This window comes from Burkholderia sp. BCC1640 (assembly GCF_902833125.1).
GTDB lineage: Bacteria > Pseudomonadota > Gammaproteobacteria > Burkholderiales > Burkholderiaceae > Burkholderia > Burkholderia diffusa.
In genome coordinates, this window is record NZ_CADFEF010000012.1 from 99,828 (window position 1) to 126,552 (window position 26,725).

A 26,725-nucleotide genomic window follows, 5' to 3' on the forward strand; every position below is an offset into this window, starting at 1 on the left:
CGGGCCCGAACCTTGCGCCCCGCAAGCGCCGTCCGCGGCCGCACCGCGACGCGTCGCGCATGACGGACTTGAATGGAGGCGCGCATGGAGCCGATGCCGGTCGTACTTCAGTGGGATGCGGTCCTCGTCAGGATCGCCCTCGCGCTGGTCGCGGGCGGGCTGATCGGCCTCGATCGCAGCGAATCCGGCAAGACGGCCGGGCTGCGCACGACGATCCTCGTCTGCCTTGCCGCATGCCTGTCGATGCTTCAGGTCAATGCATTGCTGCTGCAGGCCGGCAAGCCGGAGGGCGCGTTCTCGGTGCTCGACCTGATGCGCCTGCCGCTCGGCATCCTGACCGGGATGGGCTTCATCGGCGGCGGCGCGATTCTCCATCGCGACGGCCTCGTATCAGGCGTCACCACGGCCGCGACGCTGTGGTTCGTGACGGTGGTCGGTCTGTGCATCGGCGGCGGCCAGTTGTCGCTTGGCGCGCTCGGGCTCGTGCTTGGACTCCTGGTCGTGTGGCAGCTGCGGTTGGTCGAGCAGCGCGTGCGGAGCGTCAGGACAGCACTGCTCACGATCGAATACGAACTCGGCTCGCCGACGCGCGACCGCCTGACGACCGGGCTGCGGGACGCAGGCTTCGCGTGCCGCACGCGCGTGCCGTGCGCGAGGAGGAACTGCTCGTAACGTGGCGCGAACCGACCAACGTCGATGCGATGCTGCCTCAACTGATCCGGATCGCCGAATTGGCAGACCTGACTTCGATCCGCTGTTCCGCGGAGAACTGAGCCGCACGGTGCTTTCCGAGCGTCAGCTGGGCGCGTGCCCCGTTCAGCGTCCGGCTTCCGGCTCGGGGCCGTCGTGCGCATCGCCGTTCGTTCCGGGCGGGCTCATCGCGAGATGAAGCGCGGCCGGGTCGACCGGTTTCACGAAATGCTGCAGAAACCCGGTCGCGAGACAACGTTCGCGATCCGCGTTGCGGCCATAGCCGGTCAGCGCGAGAAAGATGCACGGCGTGACTTCGTTGATCGCCTTCAGCCGCCTCAGCAGCTCGTAGCCGTCCATCACCGGCAGACCGATGTCGAGGATCGCGACGTCGGGACGGTAAGCGCGGTACGCGGCCAGCGCGGTCACCGGGTCGTGCACGACGGCGACTTCGTGGTCGGCCTCGCGCAGCCATTGCGCGAGCGTCGACGCGGCATCCTCGTTGTCGTCGACCAGCATCACGCGCCGGCCGGTGCGGCCCGGCGCCATGTCGCGGATGCCGAGCGGCGGCTGCGGCGCGGCGATCGCCACGGCTTTCGGCCGGTACTCGGGCAGCGAGATCGTAAACGTGCTGCCGCAGCCGGGTCCGGCGCTGTCCGCGCGCACCGTGCCGCCGTGCAGGGTCACCAGACTGCGCACGAGCGCGAGGCCGATACCGAGGCCGCCGTGCGCCTGCTTCGCGTCTCCGTCGAGCCGGTAGAACGGCTCGAAGATGCTGTCGAGGCGGTCGCGCGGAATGCCGGCGCCGTTGTCGCATACCTCGACGAGCGCGGTGCCGTCTGAACCGTGGGCCGTGCGCACCGTGATGTCGCCGCCCGGCAGCGTGTATTTCGCCGCGTTGGTCAGCAGGTTCGCGATGACCTGCGACAGCCGCACCGGGTCGCCGTGGCAGCGTGCGTCCGGATCGGCGTCGACATGCAGGCGGTGACGGCGCTGCTCGAGCAGCGGGCTCGCGACCTCGACCGCATGGTCGACGATGTCGGCGAGTTGCACGACTTCCTTCTTCAGCGTGATCTTGCCGCGCGTGATGCGCGACACGTCGAGCAGGTCGTCGATCAGCCGGACCATGTGATCGAGCTGCCGCTGGATGATCGCGATCTCGTTCGGCGTCGCGTGGCCGTCGCGGTTGCGGATCAGCTCCAGCGCGAGCGAGATCGGCGTCAGCGGATTGCACAGCTCATGGCCGAGCACCGCGAGAAACTGGTCCTTCGCCTGATTCGCGTCGCGCAGTTCGCCGAGCAGCCGGTCGCGTTCGGCATTCGCGGCGACGAGCTTCTCGCGCGCGGCGACGTGCTCGGTCACCTCGACCGCGCTGACGATCACGCCAAGCCCGTCGGCAAGCGGCTGCGGATTGAAATGCAGCCGATACACGCGGGCCCCGTCCGGCTCGGGACGGTCGCGGTGCTCGGCGATCGTCGTCGAGCGGCCGTGCGCGCGGGCGGTTTCGAGCGCGCGCACGATCGCCGGCGTATCGCCGCCGGGCAGCACGGCCGTCAGCGGCTGGTCGACGATGTCGGTCCGGCCGCACAGCGCCGAGAAGCGGTGATTCGCGAGCACGATCCGGTGCGCGGCGCCCGACAGCAGCGCGATCGGCAACGGCGCGTGCATCAGAACACCGTTGCGTTGCTGTTCGGCGTCCTCGCGACGGCGGATCTCGTCGCTCAGCGCGCGCGAGCGCTGTTGCGACAGCGCCAGCGTCAGGTGCAACTCGTTTTCGTCGTTGGGCAGCGATGCGGTGGGCAGGATGCGGCGATGCAGCGCGCAGACATGGCGGAACGTCTCCGACTGCTCGGTGCTGGGAAACACGTCGACCGGATAGCCGCAGTAAAGCGAGAAGCGGTGTTGCTCGACCAGTTCGTTCCATAGCGCTTCGAGCCGCAGCGCACCGGCGTACCGCTGCTGCGCGCACAGCAGCGCGACCATCTCGCCGAACGCATGCACGGGGCGGCCGGCGCGGATCGCCGCTTCGACGATCGTACCGATCGAGCGGCGAAAGCGCGCGGGGTCGGGGAGGTCGCCGTCCATGAAGCTGTCGAGCAGCGTCTGCGCGCTCGACATGAAGATGCGCTCGCGGGCCGCGTCGCCGATCGACGCATCGAGCGTACGCAGGCGTTCGTGCACCGCCGCAAGGCAATCGGGTCGCGCGATCACGATCGCGCTGCCGCCCGCGCGCAGCGCCTCAGCCGCGAACAGTGCGACTTCCGACACGAGCTGCGCATCGGACTCGTAGAACTGGACGAAGTGATCGGCCCGCATCGGTGTCGATTCCAGCAGGGGAGGCGTAGTTTTCATAGCTCACGACCAGGCAATGCCGTTGGCGGCCGGCGATTCCGTGCCGCGGCCATATCCGGGCCGACGCGAGCAAGCCGCGTGCCGCGCGCGTCCCCACGCCCGACGGCCGTGCGGCATGAGCCCGGCACGCGCGGGCGGCGCCGGGTGACGCTGCGTTTGTAAATTCTGCCGCGGATTGCAGGACGGATGCGCGATCGGGATGGCGCGGTGGAGGGGGCTCGATGGTACGCGTTACGCGTGAAAGCCTGTCATCAGGAAAACGTCGTCGCGACCATGATGCCGAACACCAGGCCGAGCGCGATGCCGGTCAGCCGGCCGTAGATGGATGCGCGCACATTGTCGTCCAGCTCGAACGGCGAGCGCTTGTGCTTCCATACCGTGCTGAATGCCACCGGACGGGTCAGCAGCACGGTGCATGCAATCAGCACCGGTGTCGCGACGAGCATCGCGATACGCGGCCCGTTCCAGTCGACGCCATGCATCATCAGCGAAACGAGCACGGCGAGCGGCACCTCGACGCACAGGCCGAGCAGCGATCCGCCGACGAAGGAGTCTCCCGGTGACTGGAACATGGTCGTTCGTCCGTTCGAATGAAAGCCGCGCCCGTTTGCGCGCGGTTGAAAAGGGCGACCGTTGTTGGAGGCCTCGGTCGATCGTGTGGCCGGATGTTAAGGCAAATTGTCGACCGGTTGTCGGCCATTCAAGCTATTTAACAAATGTTCGACGGAAACCGGGTATCGTGCGCGGCACGGGACGGTCGCGCCGTGGTACAAGTCGGGCTTCGCAAGCTCGGCGCGCGACGCGACGCGGTACGCCGGCGCCGCGCGTCGGCCGGCCTGAGCGGCGGCGGTCAGCTAACGACAAGGACCCGACCGCACACCGCTCTGGCCCGAAAACCCGATCCGAATACGATCCGAATACGATTCGACAGCGCGCGTTCAGTCGCGAAGCATTGCCAATCAATTTCGCGGCCGGCGCGCTTGAAACCAACCAGGGGACTGCAACATGATTGAACATCTGACCAATCATCCGGCGACGATCGCCTGCAAGGTGTGCGGTGCCGACGCGGACATCTGCGGCGTGGTCGATTTCTCGCGTTGCGGCGCGGACATGATTGCCGGGAAAAAAGTCGATCCGTTCGTCGGCGTGCCGATCTACTACTACGCGTGCAGGCAGTGCGGCTTCACGTGCACGCCGGCCTTCGACCACTGGACGCATGACGATTTCGCGCGTCACGTGTACAACGACGACTACGCGCGCCACGATCCCGAGTATCTCGAGCATCGTCCGCAGCAGCACGCCGACCTGATCTGCACGAGCTTTCCGTCGATGCGGGAGAACCGCATTCTTGATTTCGGCTCGGGGCTCGGGCTGCTGGAAAAGAAGCTGTCCGCGCGCGGGTTCGCGGATGTGACCTCGTACGATCCGTTCAGCCATCCCGTCGCGCCGCAGGGGCAGTTCGATGCGATCCTGTCGTTCGAAGTCTTCGAGCATCATCCGGATCCCCGAAGCCTGTTCGCCGACATCATCCGCTACAGGGGGCCTGCCGGGGCACTGCTGTTTCAGACGTCCCTGATCACGCCGGAGATCCTTGCGCGCGGGATCGAGCAATGGTGGTATTGCGTGCCGCGCAACGGGCATATTTCGTTCTACACGAGCCAGGCGCTGACGCTGCTGGCGACTCAGCACGGGCTCGAATTCGGCTCGTTCAGCCCGGAATTGCACGTGGTTTTCGATCGTGCGGCGGCGCCGGGGTGGCTTTCGAAGTTCTTTCAGTGAGGCGGGTGGCTCGGTCACCCGCGTCATCGGGCGCCAGGATTCCGTGACGCCATTGCTCCGGAAGCGAACCCTCATCGCGAGCCGGATATCCGCACCGACGCACCTGGCCCCGCAGGCGTGAAACCGACCTGGTTCGCGGCTTCCAGTGCGAATGCCGCCCGGCGACGCAGCGCCGTTCGCGCGTCGGCCTCCGTTCTTGATGCAGGTCACGAGAGAGGCTGAAGTGTCGGGCCACGATGACCGTGTTCGGCCGACCGCGCCGGCCAATGCCGGACCGCGCCTGTCGCATGTCACTCGGGGCCGCGACCATCGGAGGGCTCGTCATGGATCACGGGAAAGCACACGTCGTCTGGTTCGACGACCTGCGGCGCGGCGACGTGGCACGCGTCGGCGGCAAGAACGCATCGCTGGGCGAATTGATCGGCAACCTGTCTGCACAGGGTGTAAGCGTGCCACCCGGGTTCGCGTCGACCGCGGATGCGTACTGGCGATTCATCGATGCGAACGGATTGAGGCAAGTCATCGGCAGCACGCTCGAGGCGTTCGGCGCACGCAAGATGGCGCTCGCCGACGCCGGTGCGTCGATCCGGCAGGCGATCCTCCACGGAGACTGGCCCGACGACATCGCCGACGCGATCCGGAATGCGTATCGGCAACTGTGCCGACAGGCCGGCGGAGACGACGTCGATGTCGCCGTGCGCTCGAGCGCGACCGCCGAGGATCTTCCCGACGCGAGCTTCGCGGGCCAGCAGGAAACCTACCTGAACGTGCGCGGCGAACATGCGCTGCTCGCGGCGTGCCGCCGGTGCTATGCGTCGCTGTTCACCGACCGCGCGATCGCCTACCGCGAAGAAAAGGGCTTCGATCACCTGCGCGTCGCGCTGTCGGTCGGCGTGCAGCGGATGGTGCGTTCGGACCTCGGCGCGTCCGGCGTGATGTTTTCGCTCGACACGGAAACCGGATTCGACAAGGTGGTGCTGATCAGCGCGGCGTGGGGGCTTGGCGAGAATGTCGTGCAGGGCACCGTCGACCCCGACGAATACGAGGTGTTCAAGCCATTGCTCGGCGATCCGGCGTGCACGCCTGTCATCGGCAAGACGCTCGGCGGCAAGGCATGCAAGCTGATCTATGCGCGCGACGAGCATGCACCGACCCGCAACGTGCCGACCTCGAAAGCCGAGCGTGCCACTTTCGTGCTGGCGGACCGCGACATCCTGGCGCTTGCGAAGTGGGCCTGCGCGATCGAGGCGCATTATGGCCAGCCGATGGATATCGAGTGGGCAAAGGACGGCATAAGCGGCGAACTGTTCGTCGTGCAGGCACGTCCTGAAACGGTGCAGTCCCGGCGCGAAGCCAGCGCCATCAAGACCTACCAACTTGGTCAGACCGGCCGCAAGCTGCTCACCGGCGTCAGTGTCGGCGAGGCGATCGCGGCCGGCAGCGTGTGCGTGATCGACAGTCCGCACGACATGGGGCGATTCGTCGACGGCGCGGTACTGGTGACGCACACGACCGATCCCGACTGGCTGCCGGTGATGCGCCGCGCGGCGGCGATCGTCACCGATCATGGCGGCCGCACGTCGCATGCCGCGATCGTGAGCCGCGAGCTGGGATTGCCGGCCATCGTCGGCACCGGCAACGCGACCCGCATGCTGCACGATCAACAGGAAGTGACGGTATCGTGCGCGGAGGGCGAGGCCGGGTTCGTGTACGAAGGCATCGCGCAATACCACGTGGAGGCGATCGACCTGACCGATCTGCCGGCCACCCGCACGCAGGTCATGCTGAATCTCGCGAATCCGGCCGCGGCGTTCAGATGGTGGCGACTGCCCGCCGACGGAATCGGGCTCGCGCGCATGGAGTTCGTGATCAGCAACCATATCAAGGTTCACCCGATGGCGCTGGCCCACTACGATGCGCTGACCGACGCGCATGCGAAGCGCGAGATCGCTGCGCTGACGTCGGGGTACGACGACCCGTCGAACTATTTCGTCGACCGGTTGGCGCATGGCCTCGCGCGTATCGCGGCGGTCTGTCATCCCGCGCCGGTGATCGTGCGCATGAGCGACTTCAAGACGAACGAGTACGCGCATCTGGTCGGTGGTGCGCAGTTCGAACCGCAGGAAGAAAATCCGATGCTCGGATTTCGCGGCGCGTCACGCTACTATTCGCCGCGCTACCGTGACGGATTCGGGCTCGAATGCCGGGCGATCGCGCGACTGCGAAACGACATGGGATTCAGGAACGTCGTCGTGATGATCCCGTTCTGCCGGACGCTCGACGAGGCGGACCGCGTGCTCGAGGTCCTGGCCGCCAACGGCCTGAAGCGCGGCGAAGACGGATTGCAGATCTACGTGATGTGCGAAATCCCGTCGAACGTCATTCTGGCGAGCCAGTTTGCGCAGCGCTTCGACGGCTTCTCGATCGGAAGCAACGATCTGACCCAATTGACGCTCGGCGTCGATCGCGATTCGGCGGAACTGGCCGGGTTGTTCGACGAACAGAACGAAGCCGTGAAGTGGATGATCGCCCGCGTGATCGAGTCCGCCCGCAACGCCGGGGCCAAGGTTGGCCTGTGCGGCCAGGCGCCGAGCGATCATCCGGAATTCGCCGATTTTCTCGTCGCGTGCGGCATCGACTCGGTTTCCGTCAGCCCCGACAGCTTTATTGCGGTCAAGCGGCGCGTGGCCGCCGCGGAAAATGCCGCGCCAGGCGAGCGTGCGTCGCCGGGTTGAACAGTGTCGGATGGTTGTTCGACGACCATACCGGGCCAGGCGGACGGCGCATCACGCTGCGCACGAGCGGGCCCGGCCGTGTTCGGCGCGGGCGAACGCCGCCTGCAGTACAGGATGCACGTCGGTGCGCCAGTGATCGCCGGTAAAGAGTCCGTAGTGATCGCAATCGTCGATGTCGACGCGTTGCCGCGCATTCGCTTCGAGACCGCTGCACATCGCCAGCGCGGCATGAGTCTGGCCGGCACCGGTGACGGCATCGCATTTGCCTTCGACGGTCAGCAACCCGATCGAGCGCAGCGCGGCGGGCTCGACCCGCTGGCCGTGGACGTGCCACGTTCGGTTTGCCAGGCATGCGCGCTGGAAAACGATGTCGACCGTATCGAGGAAGTATTCGGCCGGCATATCGAGAAGCGTCAGGTATTCGCGGAGCGCCCGGCGGGCGGTTGCGAGTGCGTCGGCGTCGCCGCTCGACACCGCTTGCCGATAGCCATTGACCAGCGCCATGTAGTGTTGCGGGTAGGTGAGCGCGATCTCGGCGCGCTGCAGATAGGCCGGAAATACCTGTCGTCCGCATCCGGCGAAGCCATGCGGCACCGTATCGATCAGCGTGGCGCGACACCAGTCGAGCGAATGCGAGCGGGCCGCGGTTCCGAGCGCACTCGGATTGATGCGGGCATCGAGCGGGCCGCCGATCAACGTCAGGCTCGCCGGCAGCGCGGCGTCGCGTTGCGCGCGCAGCGCGATGGCGCCAAGCGACGGAAACGTCGCCTGACAGACCGCGACGACGTGCACCGGACGCGCGTCCGCCAGCAGGGTATCGATGAAGCGGTCGAGCATCGACACATATTCGTCGAGGCCGAATCGACCCGCGTCGCACGGCACATCGCGCGCATCGATCCAGTCGGTGATGCACACGTCGCCGTCGACAAGCAGCGTCTCGACCGTCTCCCGCATCATCACGGCCGCATGGCCGGCCAGCGGCACGCAAAGCAGGATCACGCGTCGCGCACCCGGGCGCGAGAAGCGGCGCAACGTGCAAAACGGCGTGTGCGCGACGATCGTTTCGTCGACGTCGATGCGACGGCCGTCCACGTCGACCGAATCGATGGCGAACCGTGGCGCATCGGCATGCAGGTCGAGCAGGGGTTCGCACAGGTCGGCGTAGCACGACGACGCGACATCGGGCCAGAGACCGCACGTGAAGCGCGCCGCCGCTTCCCACGTTCGCAACCATTGCCGTTGCTGTTCGATCAGGTCATACCACATGGCACATGGGCGGAAAATCGCGGGAAATTCGAACAAGCCTACTGTCGCCCGAACGTGCCGCGACGGTTTGACCTGCATCAGCGTCGCCCCGATCGGCGGTGCATAAGCTGGTCTACGGATCCCGGACGGATGCACGGAGTGGAATATGGACACGTCTCGACGCATGCTCGTCGTTTTCTACTCGCGCAGTGAAACGACGGCGGCGATTGCACGCCGGCTTGCCACGGAACTCGACGCGGATTGCGAACGGCTTCAGGAAGTCGACGATCGGCGGCGGGCGGGGGCCGTCGGTTTCCTGCGTTCGCTCGCTGACGTGATCCGCGATCGTGCCGCGGACCTCCGGCCGACGGCCTGTTCGCCGTCCGCATACGATGTGGTCGTGATAGGCACGCCGGTCTGGGCGGGTCGTGCATCGACGCCGGTTTCGACCTGGCTCGCGCGGCACGGGAGCGAACTGCGCGCGACCGCATTCTTCTGCACGATGGGCCAGCGCGGCGACCTGACAGCATTCGGGCAGATGCAGGCGCTGGCGCGGCAGACGCCGATCGAGACGTGCGCGATTTCCGGACGCGATATCGGTCGCGGCCTGGCCGCCGGGAAGCTCGCCCATTTCGCACGGTCGATCGCTCACCGGCTTGCCGACCGCGAACGGCGCATGAGCGCGTAACGGGCAACGTCACACGACCGGCGAAGTGCGTGCCGCGCTGACGTCGATGCCGGTCCCACGCCCTGGCCGAACCACGGGATCCCGGCGCCGAGCGACGCGACATACCGTGTCCAGCCCCCAAGGATTGTCTGCGAACCGCCACGCGCACACGAGCTCGGCGAGCGCATCGCGATCGAGCGGCTCGTCGAGCAACAACGATTGAAGAAAATGATTCGCAGTGCCGGATTGAACGAGATCGTGCCGCACCGGGTGAACGAAAAATTCCACATGAAAAACCGGGCAGCAATCCGGCCTGGTCTCGCGCCGCGAGCGCGTCGGTACCTCGATGGCATTGGGTCAGACGAATCAGCGACCGTTTCGATTGCTCGCGCGCCAGCAGGATGACCTGCATCAAGAACGATTGCCCGGCAGGAGCGAATATCGACGTTCTCGCATGTCGAACTCGACCACGATTGACATGCCGCGTGCCGTCTACGTCTTCACGTTCATGATACGGACATCAACATGCCCCTCTTGTTCACGAACACGTCGAATCGCCAGATCATTTCCCGTTCCGAAGCATCGGCACTGCCTGCAGTCGCGCCTCACCTGCAGCAGCCGATCGACGCCGATGGCGACCGGCTGCTGAGCCCCCACGAAATCGCGATCCTGATGGTGCTCGCCAGCGAGCCGATGCGCCCGCAGGGCGACCCCGCCGACTTGCGCTGCCTCGTCGATCGCGGTCTCGTTCGGCTGGATTCGGCGCCGCTTGCGGAAGCGGCTGCCCGCCTGTCGGCCGACGGCCGTCAGATGGTGTTGCGGCTCGCCACACGCGATCGCGCCAGGCGAGGGCGCAATGTCGACGTCACGATTGCGTGTCGCACGATCGCGGCGGAGGCCTCGGCCGGGATGGTGCACCACGCCGTGCGCTGACCTGTATCAATTCCACGCGGCGCCGCGGGAATTACCGTTGCTTTCATCGATTGCGAATCGGAGTCGATGGCCATGACTGGCGACAGCGAGCGGGACCCGTCGATCGACGTGGTGCGCATCGGCGTGAAAGCGTACAAACGCATCGTGACGTTGACCGGCCAGGTGGGCTCGCCGGGCGAACGGCGGCTTGCCTTCGATGCCGCATGGTCGGCGGCGGGCGTGCGCGACGTGGTCGATCAACTTACCGTTGCATGATGGTTCGGGCGGCGGCGGACATCGATCGATGTTCCGCCTCGCCCCGGCCGGGAGAACGAACATGAATGCCGCGATGCTCTGTACCCGCGATGTTGCCACGTGTTCGGCACAAGCAACCGTCGTCGAGGCGGCGGAAATGATGCGCGACGCGCACGCCGGCGATCTGATCGTCGTGCGCGAACAGGAGGGGCGATGCGTGCCGGTCGGTGTGGTGACCGATCGCGACATCGTGCTGACGGTGGTCAGCCCCGATGCGCAGGCCGGCTCGCTGTTCGTCGGTGACATCATGTCGGCGCCCGTCGCGACCGCGAACGTCGACGACGACATCTGGCTCCTCGCGAAGCGGATGCGCCAGCACGGCGTCCGTCGATTACCGGTCGTCGGCGGCGACGGCGAACTGGTCGGCATCGTCTCGCTCGACGATCTGCTGCGCGCGGCCGCGGCGCTGCTCGACGAGTTGCGGCTCGTGGCGGCCCGCCAGCCGTATTTCGAGGAGAAGCAGCGTGGCTGATCCGGTCGATTCCAGCTTCCGTCGCGCCGCGCATGGCGCAGCGGCGGTCTCGATGTCGGTGCGACGCGCCCTCCGGACGCGCGCGAATCCATGACACGCGGCCGGCACACCGACCCGCGCAACCGGATGCGCCGGTGGCTCGGCGCAATCGGTCTCTGCCTGCTGCTGTCGAGCGCGACGACGTGGCTCGGCGCGATCCACGACCATCCGGTGAGCACCGGTGTCGTGGCCGGCATGACCGCGCCGGAATGCGGGCGCGTGGGTGCTCGGCCGGCCGGGTCGATGCTGACGACACCGATCCCCGAACAGGACGTCTGCCTGCCGCTGTTCGTTTATCGCGCGTCGTATCCGGATGCCGCGAGCGACGTCGCGTCGTACCGCACATGGATCCTGCAGCAGCGGGTCGGCGAATTCTGGCAATTGTTCGGCTACGTGCTTCTGCTGTGGGCGGCGATCCTGGGCCTCGTCGCCGGCCCGATATGGCTCTTCAGGCGGCGGGCCGGAGATCGCCATCGCGGCTCGCGGCGTGGCGCGACTGATGATGGGAGCGGCATGCGCTCGCACGGCGAGGAAAGGGGTAATCATGACGATTTCCGGTGAATTGAACGAGGCGGACTGGACCGTGGCGATCGAAACGGTTGGCGTCGAGACCGGCGGGTACCGCTGCCGTGTCCACGTGACGGTCCGCTCGCCCGACTGCAAGTGCGAGCATGTGTTCCCGCATCACCGGGTATTCGCGACCGAACGCGAGGCAGCGCTGGAGGGGTTGCGAAGCGGAATGACGTGGGTCGAGATGAAGAAATCGGACACGTTCACGTACTGATGGACGGCGTTGCTTACCGTCATCTGCGCCGCATGCGAACCGGCGAGCACGGCATGACCTGAAGCCTCCGATTGCCGCGTCGCCGGCGTCCCGCCGGGCCGCGGGCATGCGTTGATCCCGGTCAAAGCTGCGCGGCGCGGCCTCAATACGATGGATCGCATCTCCGCGAAGAATGACGACCATGAACAGGCTCAGACGCGCATGCCGCTTGCTCGTCGTGTGCGCGGCCGCGTGCTGCGTGCCGACGCAGCCGGCACATGCGCAGCATGCGCGCCATGTGCCCCGCCACGATTTCCACGGCAGGGATTTCCACGGGCGGGACTTTCGCCATTTCGCGCCGAGGGAGCGTACGCGGTGGCAGCGCGGTCGATGGGTTCAGGACTGGCACGGCGGGCGCTACGCGTGGTGGTGGGTCGTCGACGGCTACTGGTACATCTATCCTGAACCGATGTATCCGTATCCGACCTACATTCCGCCTGCGATCGTCGTTCAGCGGCCGCCACCCACGCCGGCGCGGCTGCCGCCTGCGCGCGCGTGGTACTACTGCAACGACCCGCGCGGATACTATCCGTATGTCGCGTCGTGCAATGGCGTGTGGACCGCGGTTCCCTCGACCTCGGGCCCCGCGCCGCAATGACGGAAGCGACGCTTGTCGGTATCGCAGCGGCCGGCTACAGGCTGCACGAATGCGCGCGAGCGGCGCGGGAGGGCACATGATGAACGGATCCTGGCCGGACGCTGACGTCGACGACGTGCTGCTGACGGATTGGTATGAACTGACGATGATGCAGGCCGCGTTCGATGCCGGAATGAACGACACGGCCAGCTTCGAGTTCTTCGTACGGGCGCTGCCCGAGCATCGGGCATTCCTGATGGCGGCGGGACTGGCGTCCGTGCTCGACTATCTGGCGGGCCTGCGCTTTCCGGCTGCCGCCGTTGAACGACTGGCTGCGACCGGGCGCTTGCGCGCCGATTTCCTCGCGTCGCTCGCCGGCTTGCGCTTTACGGGTACGGTCGACGCGATGCCGGAAGGCACGGTGTTCTTCGCCGACGAACCGATCGTGCGGATCACGGCGCCGCTTCGCGAGGCGCAGTTCGTCGAGAGCCGCGTGATGAACCTGCTCCATTACGCGACGCTGGTTGCCAGCAAGGCCGCACGCGCCACGCTCGTCGCGCATGGCAGGTTGCTGGTCGACTTCGGCATGCGGCGCGCGCATGGCGCGGAGGCGGCGATGCTGTCCGCGCGGGCCAGCTACCTGGCGGGATTCTGCGGCACGGCGACGCTGCTCGCGGGGTTGCGCTACGACATTCCCGTGTACGGCACGATGGCGCATTCATACGTCCAGGCGCACGACGACGAAGCGCTCGCGTTCGAGCATTTCGCGCGATCGCAACCGGACAACGCGTTGCTGCTGATCGACACATACGATACGGAGCACGCGGCACACAAGGTCGTCGAACTGGCGCGGCGGCTTGCGCCCGACAACGTGCGCATCAAGGGCGTCCGGATCGACAGCGGCGATCTGGCGGCGCACGCTCGCAACGTGCGCGCGATTCTCGACCACGGCGGCCTGACGGACGCGACGATTTTCGCGAGCGGCAATCTCGACGAATTCCGGCTGCGGGAGCTCGTCCACCAGCATGCGCCGATCGACGGTTTCGGAATCGGCACGCAGATGAGCACGTCGGCGGACGCGCCGTGCCTCGACTGCGCGTACAAGCTCGTCGAGTATGCGGGCCGGGCGCGCTGCAAATGCTCGGAGGGCAAGGCGACGCTGCCCGGCCGCAAGCAGGTGTTTCGGCAATACGGCCCGGACGGACGAATCGCCGCCGACAGCCTCGGACTCGACGGCGAGCAACTCGACGGCACCCCGCTGTTGCAGCCCGTCATGATCGGAGGGGCACGACTCGCGGCCCCCACGCTCGGCGAGAGCCGCATTCACGCAATGCGCGAACTGTCCACGCTGCCCGATCCGATGCAGACGCTGGCGCCCGTCATGCCGCTGCAGCCGGCGATTTCTCCGGCGCTGGCGGCACTCGTCGCGCAGGAGAATGCGAGGCTGGACGCGCACGCGGGGCAGCAAGCGGCATGAACGACGCCCACATCCCGGCAGGCCGCGCGATCACGCTGAGCGACAAGGTGGCGGCGTTGCGCGAGCCTCGTTCGCTGAAAGGGCGTCGTTCCATGGCATGGCCACCTCGATTCATGCAGTCGTCGGGCGTCGCGAATCATGACGCGCTTTGACGTGTTCAACGGCGATGCGGACGGCATGTGTTCGCTTCAGCAGCTCCGGCTCGAGATGCCGGCCGAGTCGGTGCTCGTGACGGGCCCCAAGCGCGACATCGCGCTGCTCGCGCGCGTGCCGGCCGTCGGAGGCGACATCGTCACCGTCCTGGACGTTTCGCTCGACGCGAACCGCGCGGCACTCGATGCGCTGCTTGCGCGCGGGGTCGACGTCGACTATTTCGATCACCATATGCCCGGCGCCGTGCCCGCTCATCCGCACCTTCGCGCGCATATCGACACGGCGCCGGACACCTGTACGAGCGTCATCGTCGACCGGTATCTGGCGGGCCGGCAGCGCCTCTGGGCGGTGGTCGGCGCCTATGGCGACAATCTCGTCGTCGTGGCCGGCAGGCTCGCCGCCGCCTGCGGCCTGACGGATGCCGATGCCTACCGTCTGCAGGTGCTCGGCGAATCCGTCAACTACAACGGTTACGGCGATTACCCGGACGATCTCTTCATGGCACCGCTGGCCGTGTATGCGGCGGTGCGGCAATATGCGAACCCGCTCGAGTTCGCGAGTTCGCCCCTCGCGCGGCGGCTCGACGCCAACCGGCGACGCGATATCGCGCGTGCGGAGCGACAGCGCGCGAACATCGCGCTGCCGGGGGCGGACGTCTATATCCTCCCCGACGCGCGCTGGGCGCGTCGCGTGCGCGGCGTTTTCGCGAATCGGCTCGCGCGTGGTGACGCGGCGCGCGCTCACGCGGTGCTGACGTTGTCGCCCTTCGGTGGGTACACCGTCAGCGTTCGCGCGCCCGTCGCCGCACCGTACGGCGCCGATCGTCTTTGTCGCGCATTTCCGGAGGGCGGCGGCCGGGAAGGGGCGGCCGGCATCAACCGGCTCGCGCCGGAGCGCCTCGACGCGTTCGTCGAGGCGCTCGCGAACGCGTACCCCGCCGCGTGAGCCGACGCAGGCGCGCTCGTCGGTGCGGTACGGCGTGGCCGGAACGGGTGTCATCGGGATGCTCCTGAACGGTGGCCGTTGCGCGGCAGGACTCGCTGCAATCGTGGCGCCACGCATTGCAGGGCGGTTGACGCAGGTCAAGCGTGCCGGCCGTCCCGCCCGGGAAGATGAACCGCCATCATCGGCGGGAGAGGCGTCGTGGAGCACCATGCGGAGGTATTGCGGGGCGGGCGCTGGACGCTGCCCGTGCCGGGCTGGCGGGATCTCGCCGCGATGCTGATCGTGGTCGGTTTCCTGTTGCTGGCCGGCATCTCGGCGCACCAGATGGCCGGCCCGCTCGCGGTGGCGCATCCCCCGGCCATTTCGCTGTCGCCCATGGCGCTGCCCGGCTACACGCTGCGCACCGTCGCGCGCATGTTCGCGGCACTGCTCGCGTCGATCGTCTTCACGTTCGTCTACGCGACCGCGGCGGCGCGCAGCCGTCGCGCCGAGCGCGTGCTGATCCCGCTGCTCGACGTGTTGCAGTCGGTGCCGATCCTCGGCTACCTGTCGTTTACGGTGCTGTTCTTCCTGTCGTTGTTTCCCGGGCGGATCCTCGGCGCCGAGTGCGCAGCGATCTTCGCGATCTTCACCAGCCAGGCCTGGAACATGACGTTCAGCTTCTATCAGGCGCTACGCACGGTGCCGCTCGATCTCGACGAGGCCAGCCGCAGCTTCCGGCTGTCCGCGTGGCAGCGCTTCTGGCGCCTCGACGTGCCGTTCGCGATGCCGGGGCTCGTCTGGAACGCGATGATGTCGATGTCGGGCGGCTGGTTTTTCGTGGTCGCGTCCGAGGCGATCGCGGTCGGCAACCTGCACGTCGACCTGCCGGGCGTCGGCGCCTACGTCGCGCAGGCGATCGCGAATCGCGACCTCGCTGCCGTGGGCTGGGCGATCGTCGCGATGAGCGTCGCGATCGTCCTGTACGACCAGTTGCTGTTCAGGCCGCTGGTCGCATGGTCGGAACGGTTCCGCTATGGCGATGCCGCGCCCACGGTCGCGTCGCGCAGCTGGATGCTCGACCTGTTCCACCGGTCGCGATGGATCGGCCGTGCGGCCGGCCCGATCCGCGCGGTGCTGCGTCGAGCGGCGCGCGCGCGGCTGCACGGGTTCATGTCGGGATGGCGCGACCGGGTCGTGCTCCCGCGACACACGGGCGACGTGCTCTGGTTCGCCCTGTGCGGCGCGGGATGCGCGTATGCGGCGTACGAACTGTTCCGGCTCGGCCGCGCGACGCTCACCTGGGCGGACCTGCGCGTCGTCGCAACCGAAGGCGGGCTCACGTTCGTGCGCGTGACCGTGCTGGTCACGCTCGCGTCGGCGATTTGGGTGCCGATCGGCATTGCGATCGGACTCCGGCCGCGCGTGGCCGCTCGCATCCAGCCCGTCACGCAGTTCCTTGCCGCGTTCCCTGCGAACCTGCTGTTTCCGGTCGCGGTGTTCGCGATCGTGCGCCTGCGGCTCGAACCCGACATCTGGCTGTGCCCGCTGATGATATTGGGCGCGCAATGGTATGTCCTGTTCAACGTGATCGCCGGTGCGAGCGCGTTCCCGGCCGACCTGCGCGAAGCGGCCGCATGCTTCCGGGTGCGGCCGGCGACCTGGTGGCGACACGTCATGCTGCCGGGCGTCCTGCCGTACTTCGTGACGGGCGCGATTACCGCGTCGGGCGGCGCATGGAATGCGAGCATCGTCGCCGAGGCCGTGAGCTGGGGCAGCACGCGCCTGGACGCCGGCGGACTCGGCGCCTACATCGCGCGGATGACCGACGCCGGCGACTATCCGCGCATCGCGCTCGGCGTCGCCGTGATGTCGCTGCTCGTGATCGCGACCAATCGGCTCGTGTGGCGCCCGATGTACGCGTTCGCGGAGCGCCGCACGCGGCTCGATTGAGCCCTCCACCGATCATTTACTCACGGGAGACCCGTGTGCCGAACCTCAGCGAATACACGGAAGGAAATGTCGCGAGCGCGGCCGCACCGCCTTCGGACCCGGCGGCGGTCGTGCTCGAGATGCGGGCCGTATGCAAATCGTTCACGAAGCCGTCCGGCGAGCCGCTGCACGTGCTGGCCGATATCGATCTCGCGCTGCACGAAGGCGAGATCCTCGGGCTACTCGGCCGCTCCGGCTCGGGCAAGTCCACGCTGCTGAGGATCGCCGGCGGGCTCGTCAAGCCGTCGTCCGGCGCGGTGACGTATCGCGGTGCGCCGCTCGCCGGTCCGACCGACGGCATCGCGGTGGTGTTCCAGACCTTCGCGCTGTACCCGTGGCTGACCGTCATCGAAAACGTCGAGCTTGGCCTCGACGCGCTGGGTCTGGCGCCGAGCGACGCACGCGCCCGCGCGGCCGCTGCGATCGAGCTGATCGGGCTCGACGGGTTCGAATCGGCGTTTCCCCGCGAACTGTCGGGCGGCATGCGTCAGCGGGTCGGTTTCGCCCGCGCGCTCGTCAGCGAACCCGTGCTGATGTTGATGGACGAGCCGTTCTCGGCGCTCGACGTGCTGACCGCGGAAACGCTGCGCACGGATTTTCTCGACCTGTGGGACGCGCACCAGCTGTCGATCCGGTCGGTGCTGATGGTGACGCACAACATCGAGGAAGCCGTGCTGATGTGCGATCGCATCCTGGTGCTCGGCGCCGGTCCGGCGCACATCGAGGCGACGCTGAGCGTGCCGTTGCCGCGTCCGCGCAGTCGGCACGATCCGGCCGTTCAGGCGATCGTCGGCCGGATCTATGCGACGCTCACCGCACGCATCACCGACGCGGCGGCAGGCCGGGAAGCGACGGGCAGTGCGTTGGCCATGAAGCTGCCCGACGTGTCGAGCCACCATCTCGCGGGATTCATCGACACGCTCGCGGCCGCGCCATACGACGGTCATGCGGAGCTCGGCACGATTGCATCGGCGCTGGCGCTCCGGACCGACGCGCTGTATTCGACGGCGGCCGCGCTTCATCTGCTCGCGTTTGCCGAATGGCACGACCGGAGCATCCGGCTGAGTGCCGCGGGCCACGTGTTCGCGCAAAGCGACGACGATGCCCGGCGGTGTCTGTTTCGCGAGCATGTCGTCCGGTTCGTGCCGCTCGCCGAACATATCGACGAAGTGCTGGGCGAACGCGAAGGGCACCGCGCGCCGCGCGCGCGTTTCGAGCTCGAACTCGAGGATCATCTCGATCCGCGCAGCGCGGAGCAGGCGCTGCGGGTCGTGACCGACTGGGGCCGCTACGCAGGACTGTTCGACTACGACGACCATACCCGCACGTTCGGCCGCTGACCATTCGGGGCGCATGTCGATCGCGTGCTTGATCGGCATCAAGCGTCGCGCGGCGGGGCGTGCGACGCTGGACGAACCGTCGACGCAACCGCGTCGATCCGGCAGACACGCTCCGCAACTCGACGTCAATGACCGTTCACGGGAGGACTGACCATGAACTGGCTTTCCGAATACTTCGCCCAGCGCACGAGCCCGCTGTCGCTTTCGCTCTGGGCTCATCCGCCGCTCGCGCTTGGGCCCGACGGCCCGATCTGTCGCGAGCCTTACCGTTTGCCGTACCCGGGGGTGGAACTCGTGTTCACGCCGGCGGAAGCGGTCGAGCGTGGCGGGAAGATCTACACGCTGCCGGCGCGCTATGACTCCAGGGGGCTGCTTGCCGCGCGCAGCACGGCGCACGACGACGCCGCGTCGTTCTTCCACGAGGTAACGATTTTTGCGCCGTCGCAGTTCAATCGCGACTTCGTCGTGACGGTCAACGGCGAATTCTCCTTCGTGCCGTCGTTCTGGCAGGACGGATCGCCCGGTTTCTCGGGCGTCTGCGTGCCCGCTGCGAGCGGTCGCGCGACAGGCGAGAGAACCGGCCCGCCGTGGCTGTTCCAGGGATATCTCAGCATCTAGCGACCGTGCCCGCCATCGGCGGGACCAGGTGTCACGCGCGCTCGTCCGCGCGTGTTCGCCAGAAGGCGAGGCACACGAGGGCGCCGAGCATTCCGCCGAGATGGGCGAAATGCGCGACGCCGCTCGTGTCGCCGCTGAGGCCGGACAGCAATTCGGTCAACGCATAACCGGTCGCGAAGAGCCATGCTGGCATCGGCACCGGCGGAAACAGCAGCACGACGCGCCGTTTCGGAAACAGCACGGCATAAGCGATCAACGCGCCGAAAACGCCGGCCGACGCACCGACGGTCGGTGCGTCGCTGGGCGGCAGCGCCCGGATCACCGCGAGCTGCGTGATCGCGCCGGCCAGCACGCTCGCCAGATAGAGCGCGAGAAAGCGCGCGCGCCCGAGCACGCGTTCGACGTCGCGTCCGAACATGTAGAGCCCGAACATGTTGAACGCGATATGGGCGAGGCTGGCATGCAGCACGCTGTAGGTCAGCAACTGCCAGACGTGGAAATCCGGTGTCGCCGGCGCGCCCGGTCGTGCGGGCGGCCATAGCGCGAACAGGTCGATGAGCACCGGCCAGCCGCTCGCCTCGGCGATGAACACGGCGAAGTTCACCAGAATCAATGCGTAGGTCATGGCGACGGAATCCGCGGGACGGATGTGGCGTTGCCGGCCGGCGGTGCGGCCGGAATCGAATTTCACGACATACCGTCACGTTAGCGGTGGCACGTGCGTGGCCGTTGAGACAGATCATGGACGGTCGCCGCGTTGCCGTCCGCGCGTTGTCGGCAACGACGGCGAGCAGCAGGTTGACGTGCGTCAACCCTGCCCGGGGCGCCGCGCTTACCCTGAACTCGGGAAACATGCGTCGCCGCAGGGCGCTGCGCATGCGTATCGTCCACGCGAAGGGCAACGGGAGCTTCATCATGCACATCGGAAGAATCAGTACCCAACCGGTCGAATCGTGCACGGTCGACTGCAGTGCGTTTGAACTCGCCGATCGCATGCGGCACGCGCATGTCGGCGACATCGTCGTGATCGAGTACCGCAACGGCGAAGCCATTCCGATCGGCCTGGTGACCGACCGCGACCTGGTGATCGAGGTGATGGCCCGCGGCGACGATCCGGGCGACGTGACGGCCGGCCAGATCATGTCGCGGGGCCTCGTCGTCGTGTCCGACACCGACGAGATCGGCGTCGCGCTCGAGGAGATGCGCCGCTCGGGCATTCGGAGACTGCCGGTCGTCGACGATGCAGGGCGCCTCGCCGGCATCGTGACGCTGGACGATATCGTCGAGCATCTCGCGGGGTTGCTCGGCGGCGTCGTGGAAGTCGGCAAGCTGCAGCAGATCGAGGAGCAGCGTTTCCGCGCGTGACGTTGCGGGGCCGGCGTCCGGCGCGGCGGCCCGCTTGCTTGAGGCATGCGCCCCGCGTGCTTACGTGCGCAGCGTGGCGAGCAACGGCGCCCAGAATGCGCGGCTTTCGTACGCCGAGGCATCGCAATCGGTGTCGAAACGAATCGCGATTGCCAATTCGGCTTCGGTCAGCGGGTCGGCATGCTCGATCTGTCGGGCCAGTACGGCGGTGTCGGCATCGGAGGCATCGCGTCCGTGCGCCGCGCGGGCCGCGACACGCCGGGCGAGCGTTGCCGGACTCGCGGTGAAATCGAGCATCGCAACGCGTACGTCGAGCCGTGCGGCGAGGGCGATGAACGCCGTCCGGTTGTGCTGGCGCAGGAACGTCGCATCGACGATCGCCGTGTAGCCGCTGTCGAGAACCACGCGAGCCTCCGAAAGCAGCCGTTCGTAGATCTCGTCGATCGCGGTGTCCGAATAGGCGCCGGGGGACAGGCGGGTGTCGGTCGATGCACCGGCCAGGCGCTTGCGCTCGACGTCGCTGGACAACCGGATCGCGCCGAGTTGCGCGGCCAGCGCATGGCTGGCCACCGATTTGCCCGACCCGGAAACCCCGTGACACAGGAGCAGCGCCGGCGGCGCATCGCGTCGCGCATCGGCCATCGCCGACGCAACGCGCAGATAGCCGGCGCGCGCCGCTTCGTCGCCGCGCAGCCGGGCGGTCAGCGCGCGCACCAGCGCACGGTAGACGAAGTAGCACGGCAGCACGCCCAGTGCCGCATGGTCGCCCGTGCGTGCCAGCCAGCCGGAAAGGAGGCGGTGGGCGCAATCCGCGCGTCCGTGAGCGGAGAAATCCATCAGCGCGAACGCGAGATCGCTCGCCACGTCGATCCAGCGCAGCGCGTCGTCGAATTCGATGCAGTCGAACATCAGGATCCGGTTCCGCCAGCGCACGATGTTCTCGAGATGCAGGTCGCCGTGACATGCGCGCACGAAACCGCGCGCATGCCGATCGGCGAGCAACGGTGCGATGCGGGCCAGTTCGGCTTCGTACCATGCGCTCAGCGCGGCTTCGTCCGGCACCGTGACGTCGAGCGTGTCGAGCAAGGGGCGGCACTGGGCCGCGACGCTCGCCGCGCTGCCGGAATGGCCGCGTGGCGCCCGGCGCGGCGCGTGCAGATGATGGTGGGCCAGCGTATCGGCGAGGGCATCCGCATCCGCCAGACCGTCGTCGCGCGATGCGCTGCGAACCGACAACATCGCCTGCGCGTCGAACCGGCGCATGCGCACCACATACTCGCCCGGGACCGTCTGCTGCCGGCGCCGGCGCCCGCCGGTCGGCACCGGTGCGGCGAACGCGCATCGCCGGCCGTGCGCGACGAGCGGCCAGACACCCAGGTACAGCGGGCCGGCGAACGGCCGATTGAGCGTGCATTCCGCGAGCGCGCAGCGCCGCCGCTCTTCAGGCCGCATCAGATCGACGAAGGCGAAGTGCACCGGCTTGATGCGCTTGTACGCATAGCGCCCGGCCAGATAAACGACGGACAGATGGGTTTCGATCCGCTCGATCCGGCCCGCGGGGTGGGGATAGATGGCGGGTCGGCGCATTGCGCGATCGAATTGCGTCGACTTTCGTCGTGCATTTCCGCGATGCAGCGCGAACGGGACATGCGGCGCTCGGGACATGATGAACGGATCGGTTATACGGGGCGCGCATACGTGTTGCCGCCCCCGCTGGAGTGGGTTCCAAACGAGCATCGGGCAATGGCACGTTCTCGCTAGCTCGATGTCACCGGATCGGGTTGACCGGCCAAGGATCGCCGATTCGACGCCCTCTATTGCAGCCGACCCACGCATGTTTCCACTTGATGTCCGTCAAGCAGGCGCCCTGGGGGGCGGCCGATCGTCGACGGCCACGCTTGCCGTGTGAAGTCTCCGCGCCGTGCAGACGGCAAGCCGTGCGGCCCGGCACGCGGTACGGACATGCAGTTGGCATGCTAGCCGATGTTCAGTCGGCGGCCGGCAAAAACCTTCAGTTGATCCACGACGAGCGCGAAACCCGATGCCGCCACGGCGACGCCGACGATCCACTGTAGCGGGAGCGCGGTCACCAGGGTGCCGGACAAGGCGAGCGCACAGACGATCGCGACGTCGACGACGGAAGAAATCAGCAGCCAGCGGCTCGGCATCGAACTCCAGACACGCTTGCGCGACCGGAGCACGTAGATCATCGCTTGATTGCCGAATGCAATCGCCAGGAAACCGAGCGTCAGGATGGACGAGGGCGCCAGATGGCCCTCGAATGCGCCGAAGGCAATCACGCAAGCCGAAAACGCGAGCTTGCCGAAACCGAAGAGCGTTGCGGCAAGAACGATGCGTGGCATGTTCCAGCGCTGCGGGGCTTGCGCAGGCTCCGCGCGATCGGTCGTCAGCGACATCGTCAGGAAGTCGTTCGTGACCAGCAGGATGATCATGATCATCGGCGTGATCAACGGTCGGTGCAAAGTGATGAGGCCGACCGTCAACAACAATACGATCTCGATCTTTTTGACGAGCATGTTCAGCGTATAGGTGAGCAGTCGCCGGAACGCCATTCTCCCTTCGCTGACGGCCGCGACGACTCCCGACAGTCCGGGTTCCGTGAGAACGATCGCGGCGGCGGCCTTCGCGGCATCGCTGGCGTTCGACACGGCTATGCCCACTTGGGCCTGGCGCAATGCGGGCGCATCGTTGACGCCGTCGCCGCACATGCCGACCACGTGACCGGCTCCCTGCAGTGCCTGGACGAGGCGGTACTTGTCCTCGGGCATCACGCGCGCGAATACGTCGAATCGCGCCAGCTTCGCTCCATCGAAACCATTGTCGCGTGGGTACGGCGTCGGCCGCAGGCCGATGTCGTGCGCGATGGCGGCAGCCGTCGCGGCCGAGTCGCCCGTTACCATGATCGTGCGCACGCCGAGCGCGCGGAGCGACTCGATCAGCGTCGCGGCATCCGCGCGCGGCGGATCGGTGAGTGCGATGAGTCCGGCCAGGCTGCGCCGGCCGTCCGCCGTCTCCACCCCGACCGCGATGATGCGCCGTCCGTCGCGCGCGAGGGCGTCTGAGTTCGCGCGCACGTCGGAATTGCACTCCATGATCCGTTCGAGCGCCTGCAACGCGCCTTTTACGACATGCATCGGTCTTCCGTCGGCGTCTTGCACGAACGCTTGCGACATCTTCGTGTCGGGGTCGAACGGCACGCGTCGAACCGTTCGGTCCGGACACGGTTCGCCGCCTCGCATGGCCACCGCGCGAAGGATCGCGGCATCGAGCGGATCGTCTCCGGCCGGTTCGCAAGTGAGTGCCGCGAGGTCCAACAGCTGTTCCGGTGTGTAACCGGGCTGAGGCGCGACTTCGGTGACTTCCGCCGCGTTCCGTGTGAGCGTGCCGGTCTTGTCGGAGCACAGCACGTCCATGGCCGCGGCCTCGTGAACGGCCGACAGGCGTGTCGGCAACGCACCGCGCCGACTGAGCGAAAGCGCGCTGAGTGCGGCGGACAGGGTAAAGGTCGCGGGCAATGCCACGGGAACGGTCGCGAGCAGCATCGTGAGCGCGAGGCGGAGCAACTCGCCGGAGGAGAAACCAAGATAACGGGCATAGCCGAGCGCGACGAGCGCGATAGCGCCATTGATCATCCCGAGATATCTGACCGCCGCGAGCACCGCATGCTGTTCGGTGCTCGGGGCATGGGCGATGCGCACCAGTTCGACGGTTCGACCGAAATAGGTCCGCGTGCCCGTTGCCGTGACGATGCCGAGCGCATGACCGCGCTTCACGATCGAACCCGAGTGGACCAGCGATCCAGCGGGGACGTCCACCAGCGTCGACTCGCCTGTCAACATCGCCTGGTCGACCGTAGCGAAGCCGTTCGTTACGTGTACGTCCGCCGGGACGACCGCTCCGATCGGCAGCTCGATGGCATCGTCCGGCACGAGATCGGCGGCCGGAACGCGGATCCAGCGGCCGTCGCGACGGACCCGGGCCGTCGGTTCGAGTTGTTTGCGCAGCACCGAGAGCGCGGTTGCCGCGCGCTGCTCCTGTATCAGGGACAGTACGACGTTGAATGCGAGCAGAACGGTAATCACTGCTGCTTCGATATACGCGCCGATGGCGAGCTGAAGGACGATCGAGGCTTCAAGCAACCACGGTACCGGCGCCCATAGTTTGGTCAGTAACACCCGAGTGAACGAAGGTGTCGTTTCCCTGACCGTATTGGGTCCGAATTCGGCCTTGCGCGAGCGGGCTTCTGCGCTCGACAGGCCGGGCGGTGCTGCGAGTTCCGACGACGCGTGCGCCGTCTGGCGCGTCGATTCCGCAGGAGCCGTGTTGACGGGGGCTGACATAGTGCAGTAACCGGATGGATGGCGCCACGTGGACGCGGGTGACGAGGGCGGCCCACCCGGGCCGCGAGTGGTGTTCCCGTTGCTTGTCTGTGATGACGCTATCGCACGCCGATTCGTCGGTGTTGACGCCGGTCAACGGCATCGATGCAGCGAGCACCGCTTTTTCGGCGGCTGCACCGGCGCGGTCGGCATCGGCGCGCCGCCGCTCGCTGCGCAGGCGCGATTGACACACGTCAACCGCGTTCGCTGGAGTGGCAATACAGTTGAACTCAGCGCTTGCGCAATGTGGCGCGCGGCTGCATGCGGGATGCAGCATACCGGTCGCGATACCGTCGGCTTGACGCCGAGCGCGATCATGCCCTTCCGTTGCGAGCGGAACTCTCGGCCTCACGAGGCATTGGCGATGAAACGACGGTTGTTGATGGTTGGCGTGCTGCTTGCGTCGGGTGCGTGTGCAGGACCGGACCGGCTCGCGGCCTTCAGGTCGACGGAGACGCAACTTCTTGCGATGCGTCAGGCCGCATCGCTGCAATGTTCGACACCGTCCGAATGCGACCGGGCATGGAGCCGCACGCGGCGCTACGTCCAGGATCATTCGTCGACCCGGATCACGCGATTCGGCACGGACCGGATCGAAACGGCGCAGCCGTATCTGGCCGGAGAAGTCTATCTGTGGGCGTCACGCGCGGAATCGGGTGGCGGTGGCTCCGTGATCCGGCTCAAGGCGATGTGCAAGGGCATGTACGACAGCAACGGCGGCCCGGGATGGCAATACGACGTGTGCGCCCGGAAGATCCTCGATATCGAGCAAGGTTTCCGGTCGGACGAGAAGTCGCCGGGCTAGCGGCGGATGTGGGCCAGCGGCCGGCAGCTTCTTCTCGCGCCGGTTTCGTAGCGGCCCCGAACCGTTGACTTCGGTCAACGCCTGCTCGCGGCAAGCACCGATGATGGAAGCGAATCCAACGCCGCCGGCGCGTCGGTTCATCAGCGAGGTTCGCATGTACACGAATATCATGGTTGCCACGGACGGCAGTCCTTCGGCGAATCGGGCGCTCGACGAAGGTCTCAGGATGGCCAGGTTATGCGGCGCGCGCCTGTTTGCCGTGTTCGTCGTCGACAAATCCACGCTGTTCGTCTACGGCGGCCGCATGGAGCCGGAAGCCTTGCTCGACGAAATCCGGCGGCATGGCGCCGCGATCCTCCGAGACGCCGACCGGACGATCTCGCGCGCGGCCGTCAACGGCGAGACGGAAGTCATCGAGACCGAATTCGGCCAGGACGTCGCGGAGCGCCTGCAGCGCTACGTCGTCGATCATGCGATCGATCTGGCCGTGATCGGCACGCACGGTCGGCGCGGTGTCCGGCGGCTGGTGCTCGGCAGCGTCGCCGAACGTTTCCTTCGCGCATCGAGTTGCCCGGTCCTGCTCGTGCGCGGCGAGGATACCTCACCCGCCACGGTCGCGGTGGCCTAGTGTCGCTGCCGGCCAGTGCGCCATCCGCCCAGGTGATCATCATGCAGATATCGTTTCCTTCCGAACATCCGACGTATTGCGACCTCGATTCCGCGCTGAGCTTTCCGGCGCTCGTCGAAGGGCGCCGCGTGCGCTGCGCGATCACATCGGCGGCGCTGGAAGATCACTTCCGCGCGGCGTCGCCTCGCGAGCAGGATCTCGTCGACGCCTTCGCGCGCCATCGTCCCGCCATCGAGCGCGCGGCCCGCTCCCTGCTCGAGGAAATCGGCGGACGGCCGATCCTGCTGCACAGCGGCCATTTCCGGTTCTGTACGTGATCGGCCGCCGCCCTTGACGCGCATCAAGCGCGTACCGGGGCGTGCGGGTACGCTGGATTCCTAAAGATCATTCGTCCCATGCGCGGCATGTGGTGTCGCG

24 protein-coding genes and 1 pseudogene are annotated in these 26,725 nt (G+C 67.2%); 19 read left to right on the forward strand and 6 right to left on the reverse strand.

What is annotated here, in order from left to right; translation table 11 throughout:
- Positions 1–84: 84 nt before the first annotated feature.
- Positions 85–773: pseudogene (locus HWX25_RS15360) on the forward strand (MgtC/SapB family protein).
- 43 nt (positions 774–816) lie between these two features.
- Here the strand turns inward: HWX25_RS15360 and HWX25_RS15365 are convergent.
- Positions 817–3,006: an ATP-binding protein gene (locus tag HWX25_RS15365; RefSeq protein ID WP_175908996.1), complete on the reverse strand. Its 2,190-nt coding sequence runs from the start codon at positions 3,004–3,006 to the stop codon at positions 817–819.
- Between the two features lie 287 nt (positions 3,007–3,293).
- Positions 3,294–3,614 carry a hypothetical protein gene (locus HWX25_RS15370; RefSeq protein ID WP_063552892.1) on the reverse strand — a complete coding sequence of 107 codons (321 nt, stop codon included), beginning with the start codon at positions 3,612–3,614 and terminating at the stop codon, positions 3,294–3,296.
- Positions 3,615–4,047: 433 nt separating this feature from the next.
- On the opposite strand from HWX25_RS15370, the gene HWX25_RS15375 reads away from it, so the two are divergent.
- Positions 4,048–4,821 carry a class I SAM-dependent methyltransferase gene (locus HWX25_RS15375; RefSeq protein WP_151047986.1) on the forward strand — a complete coding sequence of 258 codons (774 nt, stop codon included), beginning with the start codon at positions 4,048–4,050 and terminating at the stop codon, positions 4,819–4,821.
- A gap of 323 nt (positions 4,822–5,144) precedes the next feature.
- Positions 5,145–7,556: a phosphoenolpyruvate synthase gene (gene ppsA, locus HWX25_RS15380; RefSeq protein ID WP_175908997.1), complete on the forward strand. Its 2,412-nt coding sequence runs from the start codon at positions 5,145–5,147 to the stop codon at positions 7,554–7,556.
- Between the two features lie 51 nt (positions 7,557–7,607).
- On the opposite strand, the gene phaZ is transcribed toward ppsA, so the two are convergent.
- Positions 7,608–8,822 carry a polyhydroxyalkanoate depolymerase gene (gene phaZ / locus HWX25_RS15385; protein ID WP_175908998.1) on the reverse strand — a complete coding sequence of 405 codons (1,215 nt, stop codon included), beginning with the start codon at positions 8,820–8,822 and terminating at the stop codon, positions 7,608–7,610.
- Between the two features lie 145 nt (positions 8,823–8,967).
- On the opposite strand from phaZ, the gene HWX25_RS15390 reads away from it, so the two are divergent.
- The 12 genes from HWX25_RS15390 to HWX25_RS15445 all read left to right on the forward strand — a co-directional run bounded on the left by HWX25_RS15390 (position 8,968) and on the right by HWX25_RS15445 (position 19,110).
- A complete protein-coding gene (locus HWX25_RS15390; protein WP_175908999.1) occupies positions 8,968–9,489 on the forward strand; it encodes a flavodoxin in 522 nt (173 codons plus the stop codon).
- 504 nt (positions 9,490–9,993) lie between these two features.
- Positions 9,994–10,401, forward strand: coding sequence for a hypothetical protein (locus tag HWX25_RS15395; protein ID WP_175909000.1), 408 nt, complete (start codon positions 9,994–9,996; stop codon positions 10,399–10,401).
- A gap of 66 nt (positions 10,402–10,467) precedes the next feature.
- Positions 10,468–10,656, forward strand: a complete 189-nt coding sequence (locus HWX25_RS33735; protein ID WP_279610116.1) for a BON domain-containing protein — start codon at positions 10,468–10,470, stop codon at positions 10,654–10,656.
- Positions 10,657–10,717: 61 nt separating this feature from the next.
- Complete coding sequence (locus HWX25_RS15405; protein WP_059536698.1) at positions 10,718–11,167, forward strand: CBS domain-containing protein; 450 nt, start codon at positions 10,718–10,720, stop codon at positions 11,165–11,167.
- Between the two features lie 90 nt (positions 11,168–11,257).
- A complete protein-coding gene (locus HWX25_RS15410) occupies positions 11,258–11,767 on the forward strand; it encodes a hypothetical protein (protein WP_244135254.1) in 510 nt (169 codons plus the stop codon).
- A complete protein-coding gene (locus tag HWX25_RS15415) occupies positions 11,751–11,990 on the forward strand; it encodes a hypothetical protein (protein ID WP_059452422.1) in 240 nt (79 codons plus the stop codon). The genes HWX25_RS15410 and HWX25_RS15415 overlap by 17 nt, the downstream gene beginning before the upstream one ends.
- Before the next feature lie 181 nt (positions 11,991–12,171).
- Complete coding sequence (locus tag HWX25_RS15420; protein ID WP_175909001.1) at positions 12,172–12,627, forward strand: hypothetical protein; 456 nt, start codon at positions 12,172–12,174, stop codon at positions 12,625–12,627.
- A 79-nt stretch (positions 12,628–12,706) separates the two neighbouring features.
- The gene (locus HWX25_RS15425; RefSeq protein ID WP_175909058.1) at positions 12,707–14,083 is read left to right on the forward strand and encodes a nicotinate phosphoribosyltransferase; all 1,377 of its coding nucleotides are present in this window, start codon (positions 12,707–12,709) and stop codon (positions 14,081–14,083) included.
- Between the two features lie 138 nt (positions 14,084–14,221).
- A complete protein-coding gene (locus HWX25_RS15430; protein ID WP_175909002.1) occupies positions 14,222–15,181 on the forward strand; it encodes an acetyltransferase in 960 nt (319 codons plus the stop codon).
- A 198-nt stretch (positions 15,182–15,379) separates the two neighbouring features.
- Complete coding sequence (locus tag HWX25_RS15435; RefSeq protein ID WP_175909003.1) at positions 15,380–17,113, forward strand: ABC transporter permease subunit; 1,734 nt, start codon at positions 15,380–15,382, stop codon at positions 17,111–17,113.
- 119 nt (positions 17,114–17,232) lie between these two features.
- Positions 17,233–18,492, forward strand: coding sequence for a nitrate/sulfonate/bicarbonate ABC transporter ATP-binding protein (locus tag HWX25_RS15440; protein ID WP_175909059.1), 1,260 nt, complete (start codon positions 17,233–17,235; stop codon positions 18,490–18,492).
- 153 nt (positions 18,493–18,645) lie between these two features.
- Positions 18,646–19,110 carry a hypothetical protein gene (locus HWX25_RS15445; RefSeq protein ID WP_059700864.1) on the forward strand — a complete coding sequence of 155 codons (465 nt, stop codon included), beginning with the start codon at positions 18,646–18,648 and terminating at the stop codon, positions 19,108–19,110.
- A 31-nt stretch (positions 19,111–19,141) separates the two neighbouring features.
- On the opposite strand, the gene HWX25_RS15450 is transcribed toward HWX25_RS15445, so the two are convergent.
- A complete protein-coding gene (locus HWX25_RS15450; protein ID WP_175909004.1) occupies positions 19,142–19,735 on the reverse strand; it encodes a rhomboid family intramembrane serine protease in 594 nt (197 codons plus the stop codon).
- Between the two features lie 290 nt (positions 19,736–20,025).
- Here HWX25_RS15450 and HWX25_RS15455 point away from each other — a divergent pair, with 290 nt between their 5' ends.
- Complete coding sequence (locus HWX25_RS15455) at positions 20,026–20,475, forward strand: CBS domain-containing protein (RefSeq protein ID WP_175909005.1); 450 nt, start codon at positions 20,026–20,028, stop codon at positions 20,473–20,475.
- A gap of 60 nt (positions 20,476–20,535) precedes the next feature.
- Here HWX25_RS15455 and HWX25_RS15460 read toward each other — a convergent pair whose 3' ends face one another.
- The gene (locus tag HWX25_RS15460; protein WP_175909006.1) at positions 20,536–22,140 is read right to left on the reverse strand and encodes a bifunctional aminoglycoside phosphotransferase/ATP-binding protein; all 1,605 of its coding nucleotides are present in this window, start codon (positions 22,138–22,140) and stop codon (positions 20,536–20,538) included.
- Between the two features lie 311 nt (positions 22,141–22,451).
- Positions 22,452–24,836 (reverse strand): HAD-IC family P-type ATPase, encoded by a 2,385-nt coding sequence (locus HWX25_RS15465; RefSeq protein WP_175909007.1) that lies wholly within the window; start codon positions 24,834–24,836, stop codon positions 22,452–22,454.
- A gap of 28 nt (positions 24,837–24,864) precedes the next feature.
- Here HWX25_RS15465 and HWX25_RS33450 point away from each other — a divergent pair, with 28 nt between their 5' ends.
- The 3 genes from HWX25_RS33450 (at position 24,865) to HWX25_RS15480 (ending at position 26,625) form a co-directional block, all read left to right on the forward strand.
- Positions 24,865–25,680: a hypothetical protein gene (locus HWX25_RS33450; protein WP_244135255.1), complete on the forward strand. Its 816-nt coding sequence runs from the start codon at positions 24,865–24,867 to the stop codon at positions 25,678–25,680.
- A gap of 154 nt (positions 25,681–25,834) precedes the next feature.
- The gene (locus HWX25_RS15475) at positions 25,835–26,308 is read left to right on the forward strand and encodes a universal stress protein (protein ID WP_059536668.1); all 474 of its coding nucleotides are present in this window, start codon (positions 25,835–25,837) and stop codon (positions 26,306–26,308) included.
- A 41-nt stretch (positions 26,309–26,349) separates the two neighbouring features.
- The gene (locus HWX25_RS15480) at positions 26,350–26,625 is read left to right on the forward strand and encodes a DUF1488 domain-containing protein (RefSeq protein ID WP_059452516.1); all 276 of its coding nucleotides are present in this window, start codon (positions 26,350–26,352) and stop codon (positions 26,623–26,625) included.
- The last annotated feature ends 100 nt before the right edge of the window (positions 26,626–26,725 follow it).